Origin of the sequence: Pseudomonas sp. 2995-1, assembly GCF_002742505.1 — a bacterium.
GTDB classification, from domain to species: domain Bacteria; phylum Pseudomonadota; class Gammaproteobacteria; order Pseudomonadales; family Pseudomonadaceae; genus Aquipseudomonas; species Aquipseudomonas sivasensis.
This window is the reverse complement of the sequence record NZ_LJSA01000319.1, coordinates 254,081-272,708: the sequence shown is the minus strand read 5'-3', so window position 1 is coordinate 272,708 and position 18,628 is coordinate 254,081. Positions and strand designations below refer to the sequence as shown.

16 protein-coding genes and 1 pseudogene are annotated in these 18,628 nt (G+C 60.6%); 6 read left to right on the top strand and 11 right to left on the bottom strand.

Going from position 1 to position 18,628, the window contains the following annotated elements; translation table 11 throughout:
* Positions 1-15: 15 nt before the first annotated feature.
* Positions 16-1,437, bottom strand: a complete 1,422-nt coding sequence (locus tag AOA61_RS07400) for a transglycosylase SLT domain-containing protein (protein ID WP_032888973.1) — start codon at positions 1,435-1,437, stop codon at positions 16-18.
* Positions 1,438-1,673: 236 nt separating this feature from the next.
* Here AOA61_RS07400 and AOA61_RS07395 point away from each other — a divergent pair, with 236 nt between their 5' ends.
* The 3 genes and pseudogenes from AOA61_RS07395 to AOA61_RS07385 all read left to right on the top strand — a co-directional run bounded on the left by AOA61_RS07395 (position 1,674) and on the right by AOA61_RS07385 (position 4,519).
* Complete coding sequence (locus tag AOA61_RS07395; RefSeq protein ID WP_032888971.1) at positions 1,674-2,480, top strand: TatD family hydrolase; 807 nt, start codon at positions 1,674-1,676, stop codon at positions 2,478-2,480.
* 96 nt (positions 2,481-2,576) lie between these two features.
* The gene (locus tag AOA61_RS07390) at positions 2,577-4,058 is read left to right on the top strand and encodes a methyl-accepting chemotaxis protein (protein ID WP_099601452.1); all 1,482 of its coding nucleotides are present in this window, start codon (positions 2,577-2,579) and stop codon (positions 4,056-4,058) included.
* 99 nt (positions 4,059-4,157) lie between these two features.
* Positions 4,158-4,519: pseudogene (locus tag AOA61_RS07385) on the top strand (terminase).
* Positions 4,520-4,522: 3 nt separating this feature from the next.
* Here AOA61_RS07385 and AOA61_RS07380 read toward each other — a convergent pair.
* The 3 genes from AOA61_RS07380 to AOA61_RS07370 all read right to left on the bottom strand — a co-directional run bounded on the left by AOA61_RS07380 (position 4,523) and on the right by AOA61_RS07370 (position 6,496).
* The gene (locus AOA61_RS07380; protein WP_099601451.1) at positions 4,523-5,320 is read right to left on the bottom strand and encodes an acyl-CoA thioesterase II; all 798 of its coding nucleotides are present in this window, start codon (positions 5,318-5,320) and stop codon (positions 4,523-4,525) included.
* Between the two features lie 90 nt (positions 5,321-5,410).
* Positions 5,411-6,172: a CHAD domain-containing protein gene (locus AOA61_RS07375; protein WP_099601450.1), complete on the bottom strand. Its 762-nt coding sequence runs from the start codon at positions 6,170-6,172 to the stop codon at positions 5,411-5,413.
* A gap of 45 nt (positions 6,173-6,217) precedes the next feature.
* Entirely contained in the window at positions 6,218-6,496 is a 279-nt protein-coding gene (locus tag AOA61_RS07370) for a hypothetical protein (RefSeq protein WP_032888964.1), read from the bottom strand.
* A 218-nt stretch (positions 6,497-6,714) separates the two neighbouring features.
* Here AOA61_RS07370 and AOA61_RS07365 point away from each other — a divergent pair, with 218 nt between their 5' ends.
* A complete protein-coding gene (locus tag AOA61_RS07365; protein ID WP_032888962.1) occupies positions 6,715-7,752 on the top strand; it encodes a patatin-like phospholipase family protein in 1,038 nt (345 codons plus the stop codon).
* 22 nt (positions 7,753-7,774) lie between these two features.
* On the opposite strand, the gene AOA61_RS07360 is transcribed toward AOA61_RS07365, so the two are convergent.
* The 6 genes from AOA61_RS07360 to kdpF all read right to left on the bottom strand — a co-directional run bounded on the left by AOA61_RS07360 (position 7,775) and on the right by kdpF (position 15,719).
* Complete coding sequence (locus tag AOA61_RS07360; protein ID WP_032888961.1) at positions 7,775-8,464, bottom strand: response regulator; 690 nt, start codon at positions 8,462-8,464, stop codon at positions 7,775-7,777.
* A 37-nt stretch (positions 8,465-8,501) separates the two neighbouring features.
* Complete coding sequence (locus AOA61_RS07355; RefSeq protein ID WP_099601449.1) at positions 8,502-11,153, bottom strand: sensor histidine kinase KdpD; 2,652 nt, start codon at positions 11,151-11,153, stop codon at positions 8,502-8,504.
* Positions 11,154-11,210: 57 nt separating this feature from the next.
* A complete protein-coding gene (gene kdpC / locus AOA61_RS07350) occupies positions 11,211-11,756 on the bottom strand; it encodes a potassium-transporting ATPase subunit KdpC (protein ID WP_095184208.1) in 546 nt (181 codons plus the stop codon).
* A gap of 97 nt (positions 11,757-11,853) precedes the next feature.
* The gene (gene kdpB, locus AOA61_RS07345) at positions 11,854-13,911 is read right to left on the bottom strand and encodes a potassium-transporting ATPase subunit KdpB (protein ID WP_178075187.1); all 2,058 of its coding nucleotides are present in this window, start codon (positions 13,909-13,911) and stop codon (positions 11,854-11,856) included.
* A gap of 14 nt (positions 13,912-13,925) precedes the next feature.
* The gene (gene kdpA / locus AOA61_RS07340) at positions 13,926-15,620 is read right to left on the bottom strand and encodes a potassium-transporting ATPase subunit KdpA (protein WP_032888953.1); all 1,695 of its coding nucleotides are present in this window, start codon (positions 15,618-15,620) and stop codon (positions 13,926-13,928) included.
* A gap of 9 nt (positions 15,621-15,629) precedes the next feature.
* Entirely contained in the window at positions 15,630-15,719 is a 90-nt protein-coding gene (kdpF, locus tag AOA61_RS07335) for a K(+)-transporting ATPase subunit F (protein ID WP_003218754.1), read from the bottom strand.
* A 409-nt stretch (positions 15,720-16,128) separates the two neighbouring features.
* Here kdpF and eat point away from each other — a divergent pair, with 409 nt between their 5' ends.
* On the top strand, positions 16,129-17,493 hold the full coding sequence (eat, locus tag AOA61_RS07330) for an ethanolamine permease (protein ID WP_095184207.1): 1,365 nt from the start codon (positions 16,129-16,131) through the stop codon (positions 17,491-17,493).
* A 111-nt stretch (positions 17,494-17,604) separates the two neighbouring features.
* Complete coding sequence (locus AOA61_RS07325) at positions 17,605-17,772, top strand: DUF2897 family protein (protein WP_081797766.1); 168 nt, start codon at positions 17,605-17,607, stop codon at positions 17,770-17,772.
* 6 nt (positions 17,773-17,778) lie between these two features.
* Here AOA61_RS07325 and AOA61_RS07320 read toward each other — a convergent pair whose 3' ends face one another.
* Positions 17,779-18,627 carry a DUF1989 domain-containing protein gene (locus AOA61_RS07320; protein WP_095184206.1) on the bottom strand — a complete coding sequence of 283 codons (849 nt, stop codon included), beginning with the start codon at positions 18,625-18,627 and terminating at the stop codon, positions 17,779-17,781.
* Position 18,628 lies beyond the last annotated feature (1 nt).

Here is an 18,628-nt window from a genome sequence, read left to right as displayed (position 1 = left end):
TATCGATAAAATCGATTACTTCCGTGAGGCAATTTTCGGTGCTGGCGGCTCCAGGGACTCACGCTCCCGATCGAACGCCAAGAAGTACTTGTTGACGCTATTAACATAGCTGACGCCGCCCATTCCCACCTGTTCCATGGCAATGCGCTCCACCTGGAAGAACCATTGGTTGGGGTTCAATCCGCGGCGCCTGGCCTCGGTGCGCATACCCTGCACGCGCTCCGGGCCCATGTTGTAGGCCGCGAGTACAAAAGCCATGCGTTCACGCTCGTTGAGCTTGGGGCTGGCGAAGAACTTGCGACGGATCAACGCCAGATAACGCGCGCCCGCCTGCACATTACTGTCGAGACTTTCGATATTGTTGACGCCCACCCGCTGGGCCGCTGAGGGTGTGATCTGCATCAAGCCGGTAGGACCACCGCTGTTGCGCGCGCCAGGATCGAAGGCGGATTCCTTGAAAGCCAGCGCTGCAAGGTTAAGCCAGTCCATGCCCTGCTCGCGGGCATGTTTTTGCAGCACTGGCCGCAGCTTTTCCAGGCGCTGGCGGTCGGCGCGGGCCAGTGGGTTGCGCACCTGGTAGAGGCGTCGATAAATACGTTGAAACGCCACGTCCTGGTCGGAAGGCGTGCGATAGGTCTTGAGAAATCGATCAATACTTGCACGCAGCATCGAAGCGTCCTGGCGAACAAACCAGTATTCGTCGCCGGGTTCGCTGATGACGACTTGTTTGTCGAAGCGCAACTTGGGCAGGATCTTAGACCAGCGTTCGGCAATCGGTTTCTCGACAATGGTGAGATGGAAAATCCCCGCCTGCACCATTTCCAGAACGTCCTCCACTGCCAGGGTCGGGTCCACCCATTCCACCTTCACCGGTGGCTGCTTGTGCAGGGCCAGCTTCTGATTGACCTGGCTGATGGCATCCGCTGCCGCACTGCCAGTGGTCAGCGCCAGCGTTCGTCCTGACAGTTGCTCCAACTTGGTAAAACGCCGCTCGCCCTTCACCCCCACCAGCCACAACGGTACAGCGCTGGCAATCGGGCTACTGGTGCTGATCTTGTGAGCAGCCTTCACATCAAGCAACTCGCCAGGAGCAACCAGATCGCCTTCACCACGGGCCAGCGCGCCGAGCAATTGATCCTTGGCCTTGGGGATTATCTTGAGGTTTATTTCCTGGCCATCACGGGCGTGACCGTTGAGGTATTGCTCGAAGGCGCGTAGGCGGTGGTATTCAACACCGATGGCCTGGCCCTGCACTTCGCCGGAACTGTTGCGACTTTGGTTGACCAATACCCGAAGGGTGCGACTTGAACGAATCTCCGCCAAGTCACGGACCTTGCCAGGCTTGGTCACTTCCAGCGGCCCGTCCAGACGCGCAACCGCCGCCAAAGGCAACAGTAACGCCAGGCACAACATAAGCAACGCCGAGGGTCGGATCATCCGCTCTCCGGAAAGAATACTGGCCAACGCGCTCGCGAAAAACGACGCGGTGGAGGTCAGAAACAGAGCGCTTTATGCGCAGGCTTTGCGTGCAACGGTGGCACAGTGCAGGACGTTCAGCCAAACACGATGTCACTTGCGACGTTCAAAGACAGCTATAACTCATTGTAGTTCTTCGTTTTTCTTATAAATCTACAGCTCTGATATGCTTTCCGGCCGCAGGCGGAGATAGCACCATGCAACTCATTGATATCGGCGTCAACCTGACCAACCCCAGTTTCGACGACAAGCACCAGGCCGTTCTCGACCGCGCCTACGCCGCCGGCGTGCAGCAATTGGTACTCACCGGCACCAGCGTCGACGGCAGCGAACAGGCTCTGGAACTGTGCGTCAACCTCGACGAAAGCGGCCAACGCCTGTTCAGCACCGCAGGCATCCACCCCCACTCCGCCAGCGACTGGAACGGCGACAGCGCCCAGCGTTTGCGCGGTTTACTCAGCGAAAGCCGCGTACGTGCCGTGGGCGAATGCGGCCTGGATTTCAACCGGGATTTCTCACCGCGCCCGCAACAGGAAAAAGTCCTGGAAGAACACCTGGCCCTGGCCGTCGAGCTAAAGCTCCCGGTATTTCTCCATGAGCGTGACGCTAACCAACGCCTGCTGGAGATCCTCAAGGACTACCGCGACCACCTCACCGCCGCCGTAGTGCATTGCTTCACCGGCGAACAGGCGGCGCTGTTCAGCTACCTCGACCTCGATTTGCACATTGGCATCACCGGCTGGATATGCGACGAGCGCCGTGGGACGCACCTGCACCCACTCGTCAAAGAAATTCCCCGGGGCCGCCTGATGCTGGAAAGCGATGCGCCTTACCTGCTGCCGCGCACCCTGCGTCCCAAGCCGAAAAACGGTCGTAACGAACCGGCTTATCTGACGGAAGTACTGCGCGAAGTCGCCCTGCACCGCAACGAAAGCGCGCAAGACTTGGCCGACCACAGCACTGCCTGTTCACGCGCTTTTTTTGGGTTGCCGACCTTGGATTGATGCGGCGCATTGACCCATGTCAAAACCGGTTTTCTGAGTAGCGGCACAATAATGGCACCTTGCCAATGCTGTTTCCGCTATCAGAGAAAACCTTACATGGGTGCCTGGCTTAGCAATATCTCGCTGAAGTACAAATTCTGGGCCGTCAACGCGGTCGCCTTCATCACCACCCTGCTGCTGGTGCTGTACGCCGTGCAGCTCGAACAACAAGCGCGCAGCACAGCCTCCCAGGTTTCGGCGCAGGCCCAGGGCCGATTGCTGGGGGCCTGGCCAACCAACCAGCCGCTCCCCAAGGACGCGCATTGGCTGACGTTTGCCCGAGGCCAAGTCCCACAGTTGGGCGATTTGGATCTGTCAGCCCTGAGCACCACCACCGGCTGGGTCGAACTCAATCACATGCCGCTGTTTGGTGAAAATCCATTGATAGGCGCTGAAGTCATTGCCCGCCCGGATGGGCAATACATTGGCGTACTTGCCTACGCGCCAAGCTTGAGCCAGGTCTTCAGTGACCGCTTCGCTAATTACGCTGTGGCTGTCGCAATCCTGATGCTTGTGATGCTTGGTGCTTCGCAACTGCTGATCCGCTTCCTGCTCAGTCAGCTCAACACGCTCAAGGATGTGATGCTGCACGTGGAGAAAACCGGCGACCTGTCGGCTCGCGTTCCCCTGGCCTGCAAGGATGAAGTCGGCCAGATGGCCAGCGCGTTCAATGCCATGCAGGCTGGCTACCAGCGCGTGGTCAGCACCGTGGCGCGCACCGCTCGGCAACTGGACGAAGGCGCTGCACGTCTGGCCAGCAGCATGAATGAGGTGCAGCACGGCATGCTCGGCCAGCAAAGCGAAACCGACCAGGCCGCCACGGCCATCAACGAGATGACCGCCACCGTCTACCACATCGCCCAACATGCTGGCGCCACGCGAGATTTGTCCCAATCCGCCGACACCCTCGCCGGTAGCGGCCAGGAAGTGGTGACTCGGGTAAGACACTCGATTGCCGGACTCTCCAGCGGCGTGCAACAAACTGCCGTAATGATCCAGAAGCTTGCTGAAGACAGCCAGAAAATCAACGGTGTGGTCAGCGTGATTCACAGCATCGCCGAACAGACCAACCTGCTCGCCCTCAACGCCGCCATTGAAGCCGCACGCGCTGGAGAAATGGGCCGTGGCTTCGCAGTGGTCGCCGACGAAGTGCGCAATCTGGCCAAGCGCGTGCAAAGCTCCACCGACGAGATCACCCGTATGGTTTCAGCGCTGCAAGCCGGTACCCGCGACGCGGTGGACTTTATGCAGGAAAGCTCGTTCAAGGCCGACGACTGCGTGCAACAAGCCCAGGAAGCCGGTGCCGCACTCGCCGAAATCACCGGTGCCGTGGCGCAGATGCGTGAAAGCAACACTCAAATCGCCGTTGCCGCCGAACAGCAAAGCCATGTGGCCGAAGAGATGAACCGCGCAGTGGTCAGTATCCGCGATGTGACCGAGAACACCGTGCAACAAACCGTGGATTCGGCAACGACCAGCAATGAACTGGCGACGTTGGCAGGGGAGTTGAGCAAGGCGATTGGGCAATTGAAACTGTAGGACTGGCTATGAGCCCCATAGCGAGCCCCAATTCGCCCACGCGCCCGCCCCCACCTAAACTCTCTCCATGTTGTTTCAACGGACAGAGGAATCACCATCATGGGCAAACGTCATCCCAATCTCCCCGCCTGGCAATGGCATAGCTACCCGCAGAAGCACCAGCACCCAACGAACCTGGCCTTGAACCTGATCGCCGTGCCGCTGTTTATCGTTGGCTTTCTGTTGATCGTTTCTGGGGCCTTTAGTCTGAGCCTGGCCAGTTTCGCCGTTGGCGTAGTCGGCATTCTGGCCGGCCTGGCATTGCAGCGTCATGGTCACAGCCTGGAAGCCCAGGCGAGTCAGCCGTTCAGTGACCGCAAACATGCGGTGAGCGCCTGGTGATTGAGCAGTTCGTGACCTCTGCGCGCGTTGTGTCAAGCAGTGGCGGGTGGCGCGCCTGGCGCCAGCGCCATCTGCACTGATGCTTAAGCGAATACCACAACAGTCTGGCGGCTGATAGCAATCAATCCGCCAGTAGGGCTCCACAGCGCAGCGGCAGCATGGCCGTAGCCGTCGCGGGCGTGTTCGATATTGACGCAGTACTGGCACCAATCGAGGGTGGTCAGATCCTGCAACGGTTGGATGAATTCGATGGTCCAGGTCAGGGTGCTGCCCGGTGCCGGTTTCTTCAGGTGCGGCAGCAATGCCGGCGGCCAGGCGTCGACCAGGGCGAGGATATGCGCCTCGGTCAACGGCTCTTCTTTCACATCCCCACGCAAGCGAACCCAGCCCCCCATTTCGCGGGACTTATTACCGGTGAATGGCAGGCCGCCAACGCTCCAGCGCATTGCCAAGTGACGCATAAATTCAGGCGTCACGCCCTTGATATAGGGCAACTCCTGGCACTCGTCCCAGTGTTTGAACACCGGCGCCGTGTCGCTTGCCACATCTATCTCTGACTCACGGGATGCGCCAAAACTGGCTTGCACCAGGGTCGCCACTTCACCGTTCTGAACGACGCGGCCTAGCAACTGACTGACTGCCTTGCCTTCGCGCAACACTTCGACTTGATAACTGGCGGGCACATCGGGCGCCACCGGCCCCACGAAGGTTATTGCCAACGACCGCAATGGTCGATCCGCAGGCACTTGGGCACGCAGTGCTTCGTATTGCAAAGCGGCGACCAGCCCGCCAAACGTCGCGCGACCTTGGGCCCATTCGGCGGGGATGGTGACATCCAGCGGGTGGCAACGGGCAGCGTCGAGCAAATCACTAAAGCGCATGGCGACCTCAGGTCAAAGGAAACAGATGAGGGATCTTAACCATCGTGCAGGTGAGGTACAGCGCCTATTCCGGCCAAAAACCGGACCGATTCAGAAACAATCCGCGCTGAGCTTGTCCAGCACCCGATCCGCCTGACCCTCGGCTTTAGCCATGGTTTTGTGCCATATCGCCACACACGGTTGCAGATCCGCTTGATGTTCAGCCTGGGCCAGCCACTGCCAGCAGTCATGCCAATCGCCCAGGGCACCTTGGGCTTTCTTCAGGCGCGACATGGCATTAGCGGGCAGTTTGTCCAGTTCCGGATACGCCTCGGCCGCATAACGCACGCGCTTGATCAACAAACGCAGACGGTGGCGATCATGGCCGGGATCCTTGAGGGCTTCACCGAGGGTTTTCCATTGCTTGGCCAGACGCTTCTCGATGCGCGAGCGCAGGCCTTTGAGCAATTTCTGATGTTGGGAGGCGCGAATAAAGCGTGGGAAGGCATCCAGAATCTGCAGCAAGTGCGCCAACTCAGGACTTTGCGCTACCTGGCGATACGCGTCGGGCTGTAGGCGCAGACGCCGATCTGCCGCTTCGTGATGACCATGCAGATGCAGATAAGCAGCCAGCACTTCACGATCACGCAGGGGTGTGGTCAATCGGCCAACGGTGCTGGCAGCCAATTCGAGCTGTTCGACGCCTGGCAACCGACGCAAGGGTCGCAACAGGCTGCGCAGGCGCCGCACGGTGGTGCGCAAGTCATGCAGCGCTTCATCGTCGGTGACGGCGGCGAGGCGAGCCTGGCAGCTCAGCAACCCTACTTCCAGGCCAATGACCTGAGCGACTAACTGATCAACCAACGCTGACATCCTGCCCCCGCCTTTTGATGAAAAATCCTACTTGCTGCCCATGGCTCAACGCCCGGCGCGCGACTCACGAATATAGAACCGTGCCTTCTCAGCCTTGTTGGAGCAGCCTTCAAACGCTTCAAACTGTTGCTGTGTCTTCGCACCGGTCAAGAGGGACAACGCCTTGGAATAGCTGACGGTACCGGCGAAACCTTCGGCCTTGGCCAGGTCCAGTTCTTTCCAGGCAGCGTCCAATTGCGCGCCGCAACTGTCGCGGTAAGCGGTTTTCCCGGCACAACCGGCCAGGGCCAACAGAATCACAGGCACACACATCCAGGCTTTCATCAATGACACCTCAAAATAAAGAAAAACAGTCGTACGGTTGTAGACGTTGCCTACAACAAAAAGTGCCTTGTCCTTAGCCTGAAATCGATAGTACCTATTGCCAGAGCATACCCGAGCCTACTCGCTATTCTGGAAAAATATTACGCAGTTCAGCGAAGATTGAAGCGGCCCCCTCAATGGGTGCATTGTGGGGACCTGCCGATCAAAGGATATGGACCATGAAGAAACGTGTTGCCTTGGTGCTGGGCTCCGGTGGAGCCCGGGGCTACGCCCATATCGGAGTGATCGAAGAAATTGAACGGCGCGGCTATGACATTGCCTGTATCGCTGGCTGTTCCATGGGCGCGGTGGTGGGTGGGATCTACGCCGCGGGCAAGCTGGACGAGTATCGAAACTGGATTGAAAGCCTTGATTACCTCGACGTGCTGCGTCTAGTGGACGTGAGTTTTCGCCTGGGAGCGATTCGTGGCGAGAAGGTCTTCGGACAGATCCGCAAGATCGTCGGCGAGATCAATATCGAGGAGCTGCGCATTCCCTACACGGCCGTGGCCACCGACCTCACCAACCAGCAGGAAATCTGGTTCCAAGAGGGCTGCCTGCACCAGGCCATGCGCGCTTCGGCCGCAATTCCCAGCCTGTTCACCCCAGTGATGCAAGGTAACCGCATGCTGGTGGACGGCGGCCTGCTTAACCCACTGCCTATCGTGCCGGTGGTGTCGAGCCATTGCGACTTGATCATCGCAGTCAACCTCAACGCCACCAACCAGAAACACTACCAATTGCCGGTGATCCAACGTCCGCCGGCGTTCAAGAGCCGCTTCAACAGCTTGGCGAAATCACTCGGCTCGCATCTGCCGTTTCGTCGTAAGCAAGCCGAGCAGTTGATGAAGCTGGAGCAGGAAGCGTTGCAGGCCCAGGCGGCCGAGATCAACCCTTGGCTGGATTCGGCTGAGCCCGAGTCCCAACAACCCGCCGCTGCGCCGGAAAAACCCGGGGCGCCGAAGTCGGCGACCGGTTCGTTCATCATTGATAACGTGGGGCCAGCGTCGTTGCTGGACCTGATCAACCAGAGTTTTGAGGTGATGCAGACGTCATTGGCTCAGTACAAAATTGCGGGCTATCCGCCGGATGTATTGATCAACGTGCCGAAGCGGGTGTGCCGGTTTTTCGAGTTCTACAAGGCGCCGGAGTTGATCGCTTTGGGGCGCGAAATTGCCAGCGATACGTTGGACCGCTATGAAAGTGAACAGCCCTGAGTGCTTCGACAGGCGCCAGACTCTAACCGCCTAACAACCGATACCCGACCCCCGCCTCGGTCACGATAAAGCGTGGCTGAGTCGGATCATCCGCCAGTTTTTGGCGCAGATGGCCCACCACAATCCTCAGGTAGTGACTGTCCTCGGTATGGGTCGGCCCCCAGATATCCTTGAGCAGTTGCTGCTGGGTGATCACCCGTCCCGAGTGCCGCGCCAACTGCGCCAACACGGCATATTCCTTGCGAGTCAGCGCCACTTCGACACCGTCCAGCAGCACACGGCGATAGGCCAGATCGACCGTCAGCGGGCCGAAACTCAACGCCGCTTCCTGCGCCTCACCTGCGGGCGCCTGGCGCAGGAGCGCGCGAACCCTGGCGAGAAACTCCTGGATTCCAAAAGGCTTGGTCACATAGTCATTGGCGCCGCCGTCGAGGGCTTGGACCTTTTGCCCTTCGCTGGCGCGCACCGACAGCACCAATACCGGCACCGTCGACCACTCGCGAAACTCACGCAGCACTTGCTGGCCGTCCATGTCCGGCAAGCCTAGGTCGAGCACCAGCAAGTCCGGCTTGCTCAAGGCCGCCTGGGCCAAGCCTTCGTTTCCGGTGCCCGCCTCGATCACTTTGTAACCCTGGGAGGCCAGGCTGATGCGCAGGAACTTGCGGATCTGCGGTTCGTCATCAATGACCAAAATCGTCGCGGTCTGGCTCATGGTGTCCCATCAAAATCCGTGGAGAAAAGAGGGTAGCTCACGACTCAGGCTCCAGGCCAGGCTGTGCAGGCAATGGAAGGAACAAGGTGATGCAGGTGCCTCGCCCTTCAATGCCATCGGCCACGCTGATATGCCCACCGTGCGCCCCAACCATCCCCTGGCAGATCGCCAAACCCAGGCCGGTGCCCTGCCCGCCCCGATCACCGCGCGCAGCGGTGTAGAACATATCGAAAATCTTCGCGCGCTCATCCTCGGGGATGCCCGGCCCCTCATCGGCTACCGCGAAAAACAGTTGCTTATCCGACACGCCGGCACTCAACTGCAAACGTCCCTGAGGGGGTGAAAAGCGTGCGGCGTTCTCCAGTACATTGACCAGCGCCTGTTCGATCAGCGCCGCATGCACATACAGTAACGGCAGCTCAGGCGGCACCTCGGTGCTCACCTGCAATGGCGCCAGTACCGCACGCAAACGGCCAAGGGCGCTGCCGACGATATCCCCCGGCGACACCCAATCACGCGCCAGCTTGAGAGCGCCATGGCCCAAGCGAGTCATGTCCAACAGGTTCTGGATATAGCGATCGAGGCGCTCGGCCTCATCACGCGTGCCTTCCAGTAATTCGCGACGGTCCTCCAGGGGAATGGCTTCACCCAACGCCAGCAGGCTGTCGATACTGCCGCGCATGGACGTCAGCGGCGTACGCAAATCGTGAGACACCGACGCAAGCAAGGCACTGCGCAGTTGCTCGGTTTCGCCGTGCAGGCGTGCGGATTCTAGCTCCTGCGCCAACTGCGCACGGGCCAGGGCCTGGGCCAGAGGTTGACTCAGAGCAGTAAGCAAGCGGCGGCGCTGACCGCTCAACGCCTGGCCCGGTTTGGCACTGACACCGAGCAAGCCCAGCGGACCTTCCTCGCCCGACAACGGCCACCACCACCAGCGCCCAAACGGCAAGGTGCCGGTGCCCATGCCCGCGGGTTGGTCATGTTGCCAGGCCCAGTCGGCGGCGGCGCGTTCGGCTTCGCTGAAAGTCAGCGGGCCGCCGGTTTCGATCTTCCAACCACCCTGTCCATCGCGATTGACGAGGCACAGGTCCAGGTCGTTCCAACCTTCAAGGTGATGGGCCGCCGCGCTGACCACGGCCTGGCGATCGGTGGCGGCGGTGAGTTTGCGTGACAGGTCAAGCAGCTCGCTGGTTTCCTCCTGGGTATCGCGCAACGCCTGCAATTGTCGACGCTGACGCGCCGCGAGGTTGCCGGTGAGCGCTGCCATCAGCAGGAAGAACAGCAGGGTCAGCACATCTTCTTCACGCTGGATGGAGAAGGAAAAATTCGGCGGAATAAACAGGAAGTCGTAGGTCAGAAATGATAAAGCCGCGCAGACCAGGGACGGCCCCAGGCTACTGCGCACCGCGACCAGCAATACGGCAGCAAGAAACACCAGCGAGATATTCGGTAACGGCAACACACTGGACACCGCCCAGGCCACGCCGGCAGCAATCACCGTCGCCACCACCGCCAAAAAGTAGTCGAACCACACCAGCCCGCGGACCTGCGGCAAGCGAGGCGGCGCGGGAGTATCGTCACTGTCGAGCACGTTGATTTCCAAGCCGCGCGCATTGCGCAACAGACGCGCCGCCAGGCCTCCACCGAATAAACGACGGCGCCAGCGCATCCGTGACTGTCCCACCAGCACCAGGCTGGCGCGGCGTTCGGCGGCGTGCTGGATCAAGGTTTTGGCCACCTCCCCCGCCCGTAGCAACACGACTTCCCCGCCGAGACGTTCGGCCAATTGCTGGGCGTTTTGCAGGCGCAGACGCGACTGCTCATCCCGTGCCCGGCCGTTATCGATATGCACCAGGCTCCACGGCAAATGTCGACGCTGCGCCACACGACTGGCATGCCGCACCAGGCGTTCGGCCTGCGCGTCGCCATCCACACCCACCAACAAGCGGCCGCGCACCGCCGGCGCGGCCTGGCCGAGCTGGCGATAGCCCTGGGCCAAGTCATCGTCGACATGGGCTGCGGCCGTCTGCATCGCCAGCTCGCGCAGGGCCATCAGGTTGGTCTGGGTGAAAAACGCATCGATGGCCGCACGGGCCTGTTCCGGAACATAGACTTTGCCGTCGCGCAGGCGCTCCAGCAGCTCGCGGGATGGCAGGTCGATCAGCAGCAGTTCGTCGGCTTCTTGCAGTACCCAGTCCGGCAGCGTTTCACGCACCTGCACGCCGGTGATCCCGCGCACTTGGTCGTTGAGGCTTTCCAAGTGCTGAACGTTGACCGTGGTAAACACGTTGATGCCCGCAGCGAGCAGTTCCTGAATATCTTGCCAGCGCTTTTCATGGCGGCTGCCGGGCGCGTTGCTGTGGGCCAGTTCGTCCACCAGCACCAGCTTGGGCTTGGCGGCGAGCAGGCCGTCGAGGTCCATTTCTTCGAGCATCACACCGCGATATTCGCTGCGCAGCAACGGTTGCTGTGGCAGGCCGGCGAGCAAGGCTTCGGTCTCGGCGCGGCCGTGGGTTTCCACCACACCGGCGACCAACTTGACGCCTTGGCGCAGTTGGGTGTGGGCCGCCTGCAGCATGGCGTAGGTCTTGCCTACGCCGGGTGCGGCACCGAGGAAGACTTTGAGCCGGCCACGACCATTACGGGGTAGATCGGCTAGCAGGGCATCGGCGCGGCCGGAGTCGCTCATGCGGGCAGTGTCCTTCAGGTGATGATGTAATCGGGCAAGTGAAGATCAACTGTGGGATCAGAGTTTTTCCAGCGCCATGTTCAGCGCCAGTACATTCACTACCGGTGGCCCCACCAATGGGCTTTCGATGTGCTCATCCAACAGCCGTTGCAAGGTCGACACCGGCACATTCCGCGCCGCCGCTACCCGCACCAGTTGATAGGCAATCGCCTGGGGTGGCAAGTGTGGATCAAGACCGCTGCCAGAGGTAGTCAGCGAGGCCAAAGGTACCGGGCCCTGACCTGGCACCAGCTGTTTATTTGCGTCATCGAATACGCGGGTGGCTAACGCTGGGTTACTCGGGCCAAGGTTACTGGCGCTGCTGGACACCGTCGCAAAGGCGCCCGCCGATGGACGCGGGTGAAACCAGCTGTCGCCGGTAAAATCCTGGGCGATCAGGCTGGACCCGCGCACCTTACCATCGGCGTCGCGTACCAGGCTGCCGTTGGCCTGATCGGGGAATGCCACCTGGGCGACGCCGGTCACCACCAATGGGTAGGCGACGCCGGTGATCAGGGTCATGAGCACTAAAAGGCTCAGGGCTGGACGGATGATGTTGGACATTTCAGGTTCCTCAATTCGTTGGATACAGCGACCTTGGTCGCAGTGGGGCTGCTTCGCAGCCCAGCGCGGGGCAAGCCCGCTCACTACAAGGTCTGGCTTATACGAGGTGCAGGGCGGTCAACAGCATGTCGATGGCCTTGATACCCACGAACGGCACCAACAACCCACCCAAGCCATAGATCAACAGGTTGCGCCGCAGCAACGCCGCTGCACTCGCTGCCTGCACGCGCACACCGCGCAATGCCAACGGGATCAACACCACGATGATCAACGCGTTAAACACAATGGCCGACAGGATCGCGCTCTGCGGACTCTGCAAGTGCATGACGTTGAGCACGCCCAGTTGCGGATAGATCGAGGCAAACAGCGCCGGCAGAATCGCAAAGTATTTGGCCACATCGTTGGCGATTGAAAAGGTGGTCAGCGCGCCACGGGTCACCAGCAATTCCTTGCCGATCTGCACCACGTCCAGCAGCTTGGTAGGGTCGCTGTCGAGGTCGACCATGTTGGCGGCCTCACGGGCGGCTTGAGTGCCGTCGTTCATCGCCATGCCCACGTCGGCCTGCGCCAGTGCCGGGGCGTCGTTGGCGCCGTCGCCGCACATTGCCACCAGGCGCCCGTCGTTCTGCTCATGACGGATACGTGCGAGTTTTTTCTCTGGCGTGGCTTCGGCCAGCACGTCATCCACGCCCGCCTCAGCGGCAATCGCAGCAGCCGTCAGCGGGTTGTCGCCAGTGACCATCACGGTGCGGATGCCCAGTTTGCGCAGCTCGGCGAAACGTTCGCGGATGCCGGGCTTGACCACGTCCTTCAAATGAATCGCACCAAGCAGCTTGCCATCGGCGCACACCAGCAACGGCGTGCCGCCGCTCTGGGCGATCTTGTCGATTTCCCGCGACAGCGCAGGTGCAAGGTCCTGACGCTGCTGGCCGATAAATGCCAGCAGCGAATCCACCGCGCCTTTGCGGTACACGCGGCCCTGGTAGTCAACGCCGGACAAGCGGGTTTCAGCGCTGAACGGCACGGCGGTCAACTCGTCCTGGGAAGGCTCGGCCTGAGGGTGCAAGGCGCGCAGGTATTCAACGATGGATTTGCCTTCCGCCGTGTCGTCCGCCAGGGACGCGAACAGCGAGCCTTCGGCCACCTCGCGGCCGCTGACCCCGGGTGCCGCGACCACCGCTGCACACCGGCGATTACCAAAGGTGATGGTGCCGGTCTTGTCCAACAGCAACACATGTACGTCCCCGGCGGCTTCCACCGCGCGGCCAGACTTGGCGATCACATTGAGGCGCACCAGGCGGTCCATGCCGGCAATGCCGATGGCCGACAACAAGCCGCCAATGGTCGTAGGAATCAGCGTCACAAGCAGTGCGACCAGAAACACCAAAGGCAAGCTGCCATTGGCGAAGTGGGCGAACGGCTGCAACGTTACGACCACCAGCAGGAAGATCAGCGTCAGGCCGATCAGTAGGATATCCAGCGCGACTTCATTGGGGGTCTTCTGGCGCTTGGCACCTTCTACCAAGGCAATCATGCGGTCCAGGGTGGACTCACCGGGGTTGGCGGTGATGCGAATCATCAGCCAGTCCGAGACCAGCCGGGTGTTGCCGGTGACGGCCGAGCGGTCGCCGCCAGACTCACGGATCACCGGGGCGGATTCGCCAGTGATCGCCGCTTCGTTAACCGCCGCGATGCCTTCGATCACCTCGCCGTCACCGGGGATCATTTCCCCTGCAGCAACCCGCACCACATCACCCTTACGCAGGCTGGTGGCCGGCACGACCTTGAAGCTGCCATCGGCTTCCTTGCGCCGAGCACTCAGACCTTCACTGCCTGCCTTGAGGCTGTCGGCGCGAGCCTTGCCTCGCCCTTCGGCCAAGGCTTCGGCGAAGTTGGCGAACAGCACGGTGAACCACAACCACACGGCGATCTGCACGGCAACGAAGGTCGGCACGGAAGTGTCGGGCACGAAGCACAGCACCGTGGTGAGGATCGCAGTCAGTTCGACCACCAGCATCACCGGCGAGCGTTTCAGTTCGCGCGGGTCCAGCTTGACGAACGCCTGGACCAGCGCCGGGCGCCACAGAGCAGAGATAGCGGTTTTGGCAGGCTCCTGGGGTTTGACCGGGGCCGCGTTTTTTGCAGGCATATTCATGTTCATATCCCTTCTCAGAAGCCCATGCTCAAGTGTTCAGCGATCGGACCCAGCGCCAGCGTCGGCAGGAAAGTCAGGCCGCCCACCAGCAAGATGGTTACGGTCAACAGAGTCACGAACAGCGGGCCGTGGGTGGGGAAGCTGTTCTGGCCAATCGGTGCGCTCTTTTTCATCGCCAGGCTGCCGGCCAGGGCCAGTACCGGCAGGATGTAGCCAAAGCGACCGATCAGCATGCCCAGGCCGAGCATCAGGTTATGGAACGGCGTGTTGGCACTGAAGCCGCCAAACGCAGAGCCGTTGTTGGCACTGGCGGAGGTGTAGGCATAAAGCAACTGGCTGAAGCCATGGGGACCAGGGTTACTGATAGCGCCGGCCGGGCCTGGCAGGCTGGCGGCAATGGCGCCGAGCACGAGCACGCCGACTGGCATCACCAGCAAGGTCACGACGAGCAACTGTACTTCCTTGGCCTGGAGTTTCTTGCCCAGGTATTCCGGCGTACGGCCGATCATCAGGCCAGCCAGGAACACCGCGATCAACACGTTAAGCAACATCCCGTACATACCGGCGCCGACGCCGCCAAAGATCACTTCGCCGACCATCATGTTGACCAGCGCCACCATCCCGCTGAGGGGGCTGAGGCTGTCCTGCATGCCGTTGACCGAACCGTTGGACGCCGCGGTGGTGGTCACTGACCACAGCACCGTGCCAGTGGTGCCGAAGCGCGCTTCCTTGCCTTCCAGCGGCGCGGTTTGCTCTACGGCCGGGTTGTTCAGGGTCGGATTGGGCTGATACTCGGACCACAGTGAAGTCGCGCCGCCGATCAGGAACAGCGCCAGCATGCAGCCAAGAATGGCGCGGCTTTGGCGCAGGTCTTTGACGTAATGGCCGAAGGTGAATACCAACGCCACCGGGATCAGGATGATGGACGCTACCTCAAACAGGTTGGCCCAGGCAGTCGGGTCTTCAAAGGGATGCGCCGAGTTGACGCCGAAAAAACCACCGCCGTTGGTGCCCAATTGCTTGATCGCGATCTGGCTGGCCGCCGGGCCCAGGGGGATCACCTGATCCACGCCTTGCATCGTCACGGCATCAACGTAATGGGCGAACGTCTGCGGCACGCCCTGCCACACCAGGAACAACGCCAGCACCAGGCACAACGGCAACAGGCCGTAGAGGGTAGCGCGGGTCATATCGACCCAGAAATTCCCCAATGTCTGGGCAGATTTGCGACCGATCCCACGGCACAAAGCGACCAGAACTGCCAGTCCAGTGGCCGCACTGACGAAGTTCTGCACCGTCAGGCCAGCCATCTGGCTGAGGTAGCTCAGTGACGCCTCACCGCTGTAGGACTGCCAGTTGGTGTTGGTCATGAAACTGACCGCAGTGTTGAAGGCCAGCGTCCACTCCTGCCCCGGCAATTTCTGCGGATTGAGCGGGAGATAGTCCTGGAACATCAGGATCGCGAACAACAGCAGGAAACCCGCGAGGTTGAATGCGAGCAACGCCAGCATGTACTTCTGCCAGCTCTGCTCCTGCTGCGCGTCGACACCCGACAGGCGATAACAGGCTTTTTCGACAGGCCCGAGCACCGGGCTCAGCCACGTGCGCTGGCCTTCCATCACCTTGTAATAGAACCGCCCCAGGAACGGTGCCGGCACCAATACCACGGCAAAGAAGGCGATGATCAGCCAATAGTCATAACTGTGCATGGCCAGCTCCTAGTTCCGATCCGCGCGTAACAGCGCAACCAGCAGATAAATAAACAGCGCCACGGCCAATAGCAGTGACACTCCGTCCAGAACACTCATGGAAGTCTCTCCGTTCAGCGGCGAGTGCCGCGTGTGGGGCAATTGTCCGCAGGAGTGGCGTAAAGGAACGAGTGCGAGGGTACGGGCGGGGCGTAAAGAAGGCGTAAAGAGTGGCTTTATGCGGGTTTTACACTGCGGGCTTCCAGCGTCTGGGCGGGCGCTATCGGGAGCAAGCCCCCTCCCACACTTGACCGAGTTGTCATGCCGAGCGCCAGTCAACCTGTGGGAGGGGCTTGCTCCCGATAGCGTCGGCACCGTCACCGCCGCACCTATCTGGTGCAACACCGGCAAATTTCAAACGCCAAACCATCCCCCAGACGACAGTTGCACGCCTTTACGACAATGATTCTCAAGCTGGCATGGCCGCTGCAACACCTTGAATCATTCCAAACCGTTCAGGGAGCAACACATGAACACACAACTCAAACCCACCCTAGGCACCCTGCATTTATGGGGCATTGCCGTCGGGCTGGTGATCTCCGGTGAATACTTCGGCTGGAGCTATGGCTGGGGCGTGGCCGGAACCTTGGGCTTCCTGGTGACCTCGTTGATGGTCGCCGCAATGTACACCTGCTTTATCTTCAGTTTCACCGAGCTGACCACCGCGATTCCCCATGCTGGCGGACCGTTTGCCTACAGCCGTCGTGCATTTGGGGAGAAAGGCGGTTTAATCGCCGGTCTTGCCACCCTGATCGAATTTGTCTTCGCGCCGCCTGCCATTGCCTTGGCCATCGGCGCTTATCTGAATGTGCAGTTCCCTGCGCTGGACCCGAAGCACGCTGCCGTCGGTGCCTATATCGTGTTCATGGGCCTGAACATCCTTGGCGTGAAACTCGCCGCGACCTTTGAGCTGGTCGTGTGCGTGCTCGCCGTCGCAGAGCTGCTGGTGTTTATGGGCGTGGTCGCCCCGGCATTCAGCTTCAGTAATTTCGCCCTGAATGGATGGGCCGGTTCCGATACCTTTGGCGCCCCAGCGATTGCCGGGATGTTTGCCGCAATTCCGTTTGCGATCTGGTTCTTCCTTGCCATCGAAGGCGCAGCCATGGCGGCTGAAGAAGCGAAGGATCCGAAGCGCACCATTCCGAAGGCCTACATCAGCGGCATCCTGACCTTGGTGATCCTGGCCATGGGCGTGATGTTCTTTGCCGGCGGCGTGGGTGACTGGCGCACCCTGTCGAACATCAACGACCCGCTGCCGCAGGCCATGAAAACCGTGGTGGGCGAAAGCTCCGGCTGGTTGCACATGTTGGTGTGGATTGGCCTGTTTGGCCTGGTAGCGAGCTTCCACGGCATTATCCTGGGCTACTCGCGCCAGTTCTTCGCCCTGGCCCGCGCCGGTTACTTACCGTCTTTCCTCGCCAAACTGTCGCGTTTTCAGACACCGCACCGGGCCATCATCGCCGGCGGTGTGGTCGGCATCGCCGCCATCTACAGCGACGGTCTGATCAACCTGGGCGGCATGACTCTGACTGCAGCGATGATCACCATGGCGGTTTTCGGCGCCATCGTCATGTACATCATGAGCATGCTCAGCCTATTCAAACTGCGTAAAACCGAACCGCTGCTGGAACGCACCTTCCGCGCGCCGGGTTACCCGATCGTGCCAGGCATTGCGTTGGTGCTGGCGGTGGTGTGCCTGGTGGCCATGGCGTGGTTCAACACACTCATCGGGTTGATCTTCCTGGGCTTTATGGCGGTGGGTTTCATCTACTTCCAACTGACCGCACAAGACCGTGCCGATGCGCCAGCGGACGCAATGTTGACTGGGCTCTAAGGTTTACGAGGCAGAACGGGCTTACACTGAACTACTCAGAAAGCCCGTAACTCAAAGCAGTTATTACCGTGGGAAAATTCTCCCACAGCAATCTGCCTCAAGGAGAGCCTTATGCCGTGGTATGCGTGGTTGATTATGGTGGTCGCGATTGGGTCGATCGTCGGTGGGCTGATGATGCTGCGAGACAGCGCCAACAAGGTGGAACTCACCGACGAGCAACGCAAACGCGTGGCCGAACGCAACGCCCAGGCGGACGCCAAGGATTCGCAGGATCGCTAGTTAGGCTTACTCCCAATCCGCCTTGGCAATATGCAACCCGTGCTGCCCTTTGTAGGCAGCACGCTCCGGCTGGCTCCAGCCGCTCAGCAATTGATCCTCCAACTTGTAGATCTCGACGCCCAGCGGACGACATACCGTCAGCGGATCCTGTGCGTCCGGCCCCCACATCGGCAGCGACAGATCTCCACCCGGGCAGGTCGACAGTGCACACAGCAAATCAATCTCGGCAAAGAACTCCAGGTAATCACCCTTCTGCGCCGGACACGCCTTCATGAAGTACATGTCGTCGTGATTCAGGCCGGTACACTGGAAAATATTCAACACGTCATGCACGTCGAATTCCGTAAGACCGTGGGGCAGCACCGCGCGAGTGAGGTTCGAATGGCAGTGGTGATGGAAATCCTCACCGGTCAGCATCCGGTTCACGTAGGGATCGCAGCGCGTGCCGAGTAAGTCGTGGAGGCGCCCGCCGTGCTCGTCGATACCATAACTGGCCAGGCTGTCATCGGTGATGGTCACCAACGGTCGCAGAAACGGCAGGTTCGACCACAATCGGTCATGGGTGCTGACATGGGCGCCCTGCAATTGGCGGGTGCGCGCCGCCCAAAGACGTTCCCGCGGGTCGTGGGCGTTCCAGACATTAAAGTCACCCACCTGCGGGCCCACTGGCGTAGTAACACGAAACACATGCCCCGCCGGCACCTTCCAGGCCCTGCCTGTTCGAATAGGCACCTCAAACTGTTCGATCAAGGTGCGTTGATCCGCCCGGTCACGAATGCGCTCGTAAAACGCCGTGTCGACCTGCAGCGCCGAGCCTTTGCTGACCTGATAAGCGGCCGGATAATCTTTGTACATG

What these genes read in the sequence shown, in the direction of transcription:
- AOA61_RS07395 (WP_032888971.1), top strand. Translation starts at nt 1,674, where the DNA reads ATGCAACTCATTGATATCGGCGTCAACCTGACCAACCCCAGTTTCGAC.
- AOA61_RS07360 (WP_032888961.1), bottom strand. Translation starts at nt 8,464, where the DNA reads ATGAGCCAGACCGCGACGATTTTGGTCATTGATGACGAACCGCAGATC.
- kdpC (WP_095184208.1), bottom strand. Translation starts at nt 11,756, where the DNA reads ATGTCCAACATCATCCGTCCAGCCCTGAGCCTTTTAGTGCTCATGACC.
- AOA61_RS07355 (WP_099601449.1), bottom strand. Translation starts at nt 11,153, where the DNA reads ATGAGCGACTCCGGCCGCGCCGATGCCCTGCTAGCCGATCTACCCCGT.
- AOA61_RS07365 (WP_032888962.1), top strand. Translation starts at nt 6,715, where the DNA reads ATGAAGAAACGTGTTGCCTTGGTGCTGGGCTCCGGTGGAGCCCGGGGC.
- AOA61_RS07325 (WP_081797766.1), top strand. Translation starts at nt 17,605, where the DNA reads ATGCCGTGGTATGCGTGGTTGATTATGGTGGTCGCGATTGGGTCGATC.
- AOA61_RS07375 (WP_099601450.1), bottom strand. Translation starts at nt 6,172, where the DNA reads ATGTCAGCGTTGGTTGATCAGTTAGTCGCTCAGGTCATTGGCCTGGAA.
- kdpF (WP_003218754.1), bottom strand. Translation starts at nt 15,719, where the DNA reads ATGAGTGTTCTGGACGGAGTGTCACTGCTATTGGCCGTGGCGCTGTTT.
- AOA61_RS07320 (WP_095184206.1), bottom strand. Translation starts at nt 18,627, where the DNA reads ATGTACAAAGATTATCCGGCCGCTTATCAGGTCAGCAAAGGCTCGGCG.
- AOA61_RS07370 (WP_032888964.1), bottom strand. Translation starts at nt 6,496, where the DNA reads ATGAAAGCCTGGATGTGTGTGCCTGTGATTCTGTTGGCCCTGGCCGGT.
- AOA61_RS07400 (WP_032888973.1), bottom strand. Translation starts at nt 1,437, where the DNA reads ATGATCCGACCCTCGGCGTTGCTTATGTTGTGCCTGGCGTTACTGTTG.
- AOA61_RS07380 (WP_099601451.1), bottom strand. Translation starts at nt 5,320, where the DNA reads ATGCGCTTTAGTGATTTGCTCGACGCTGCCCGTTGCCACCCGCTGGAT.
- kdpB (WP_178075187.1), bottom strand. Translation starts at nt 13,911, where the DNA reads ATGAATATGCCTGCAAAAAACGCGGCCCCGGTCAAACCCCAGGAGCCT.
- eat (WP_095184207.1), top strand. Translation starts at nt 16,129, where the DNA reads ATGAACACACAACTCAAACCCACCCTAGGCACCCTGCATTTATGGGGC.
- AOA61_RS07390 (WP_099601452.1), top strand. Translation starts at nt 2,577, where the DNA reads ATGGGTGCCTGGCTTAGCAATATCTCGCTGAAGTACAAATTCTGGGCC.
- kdpA (WP_032888953.1), bottom strand. Translation starts at nt 15,620, where the DNA reads ATGCACAGTTATGACTATTGGCTGATCATCGCCTTCTTTGCCGTGGTA.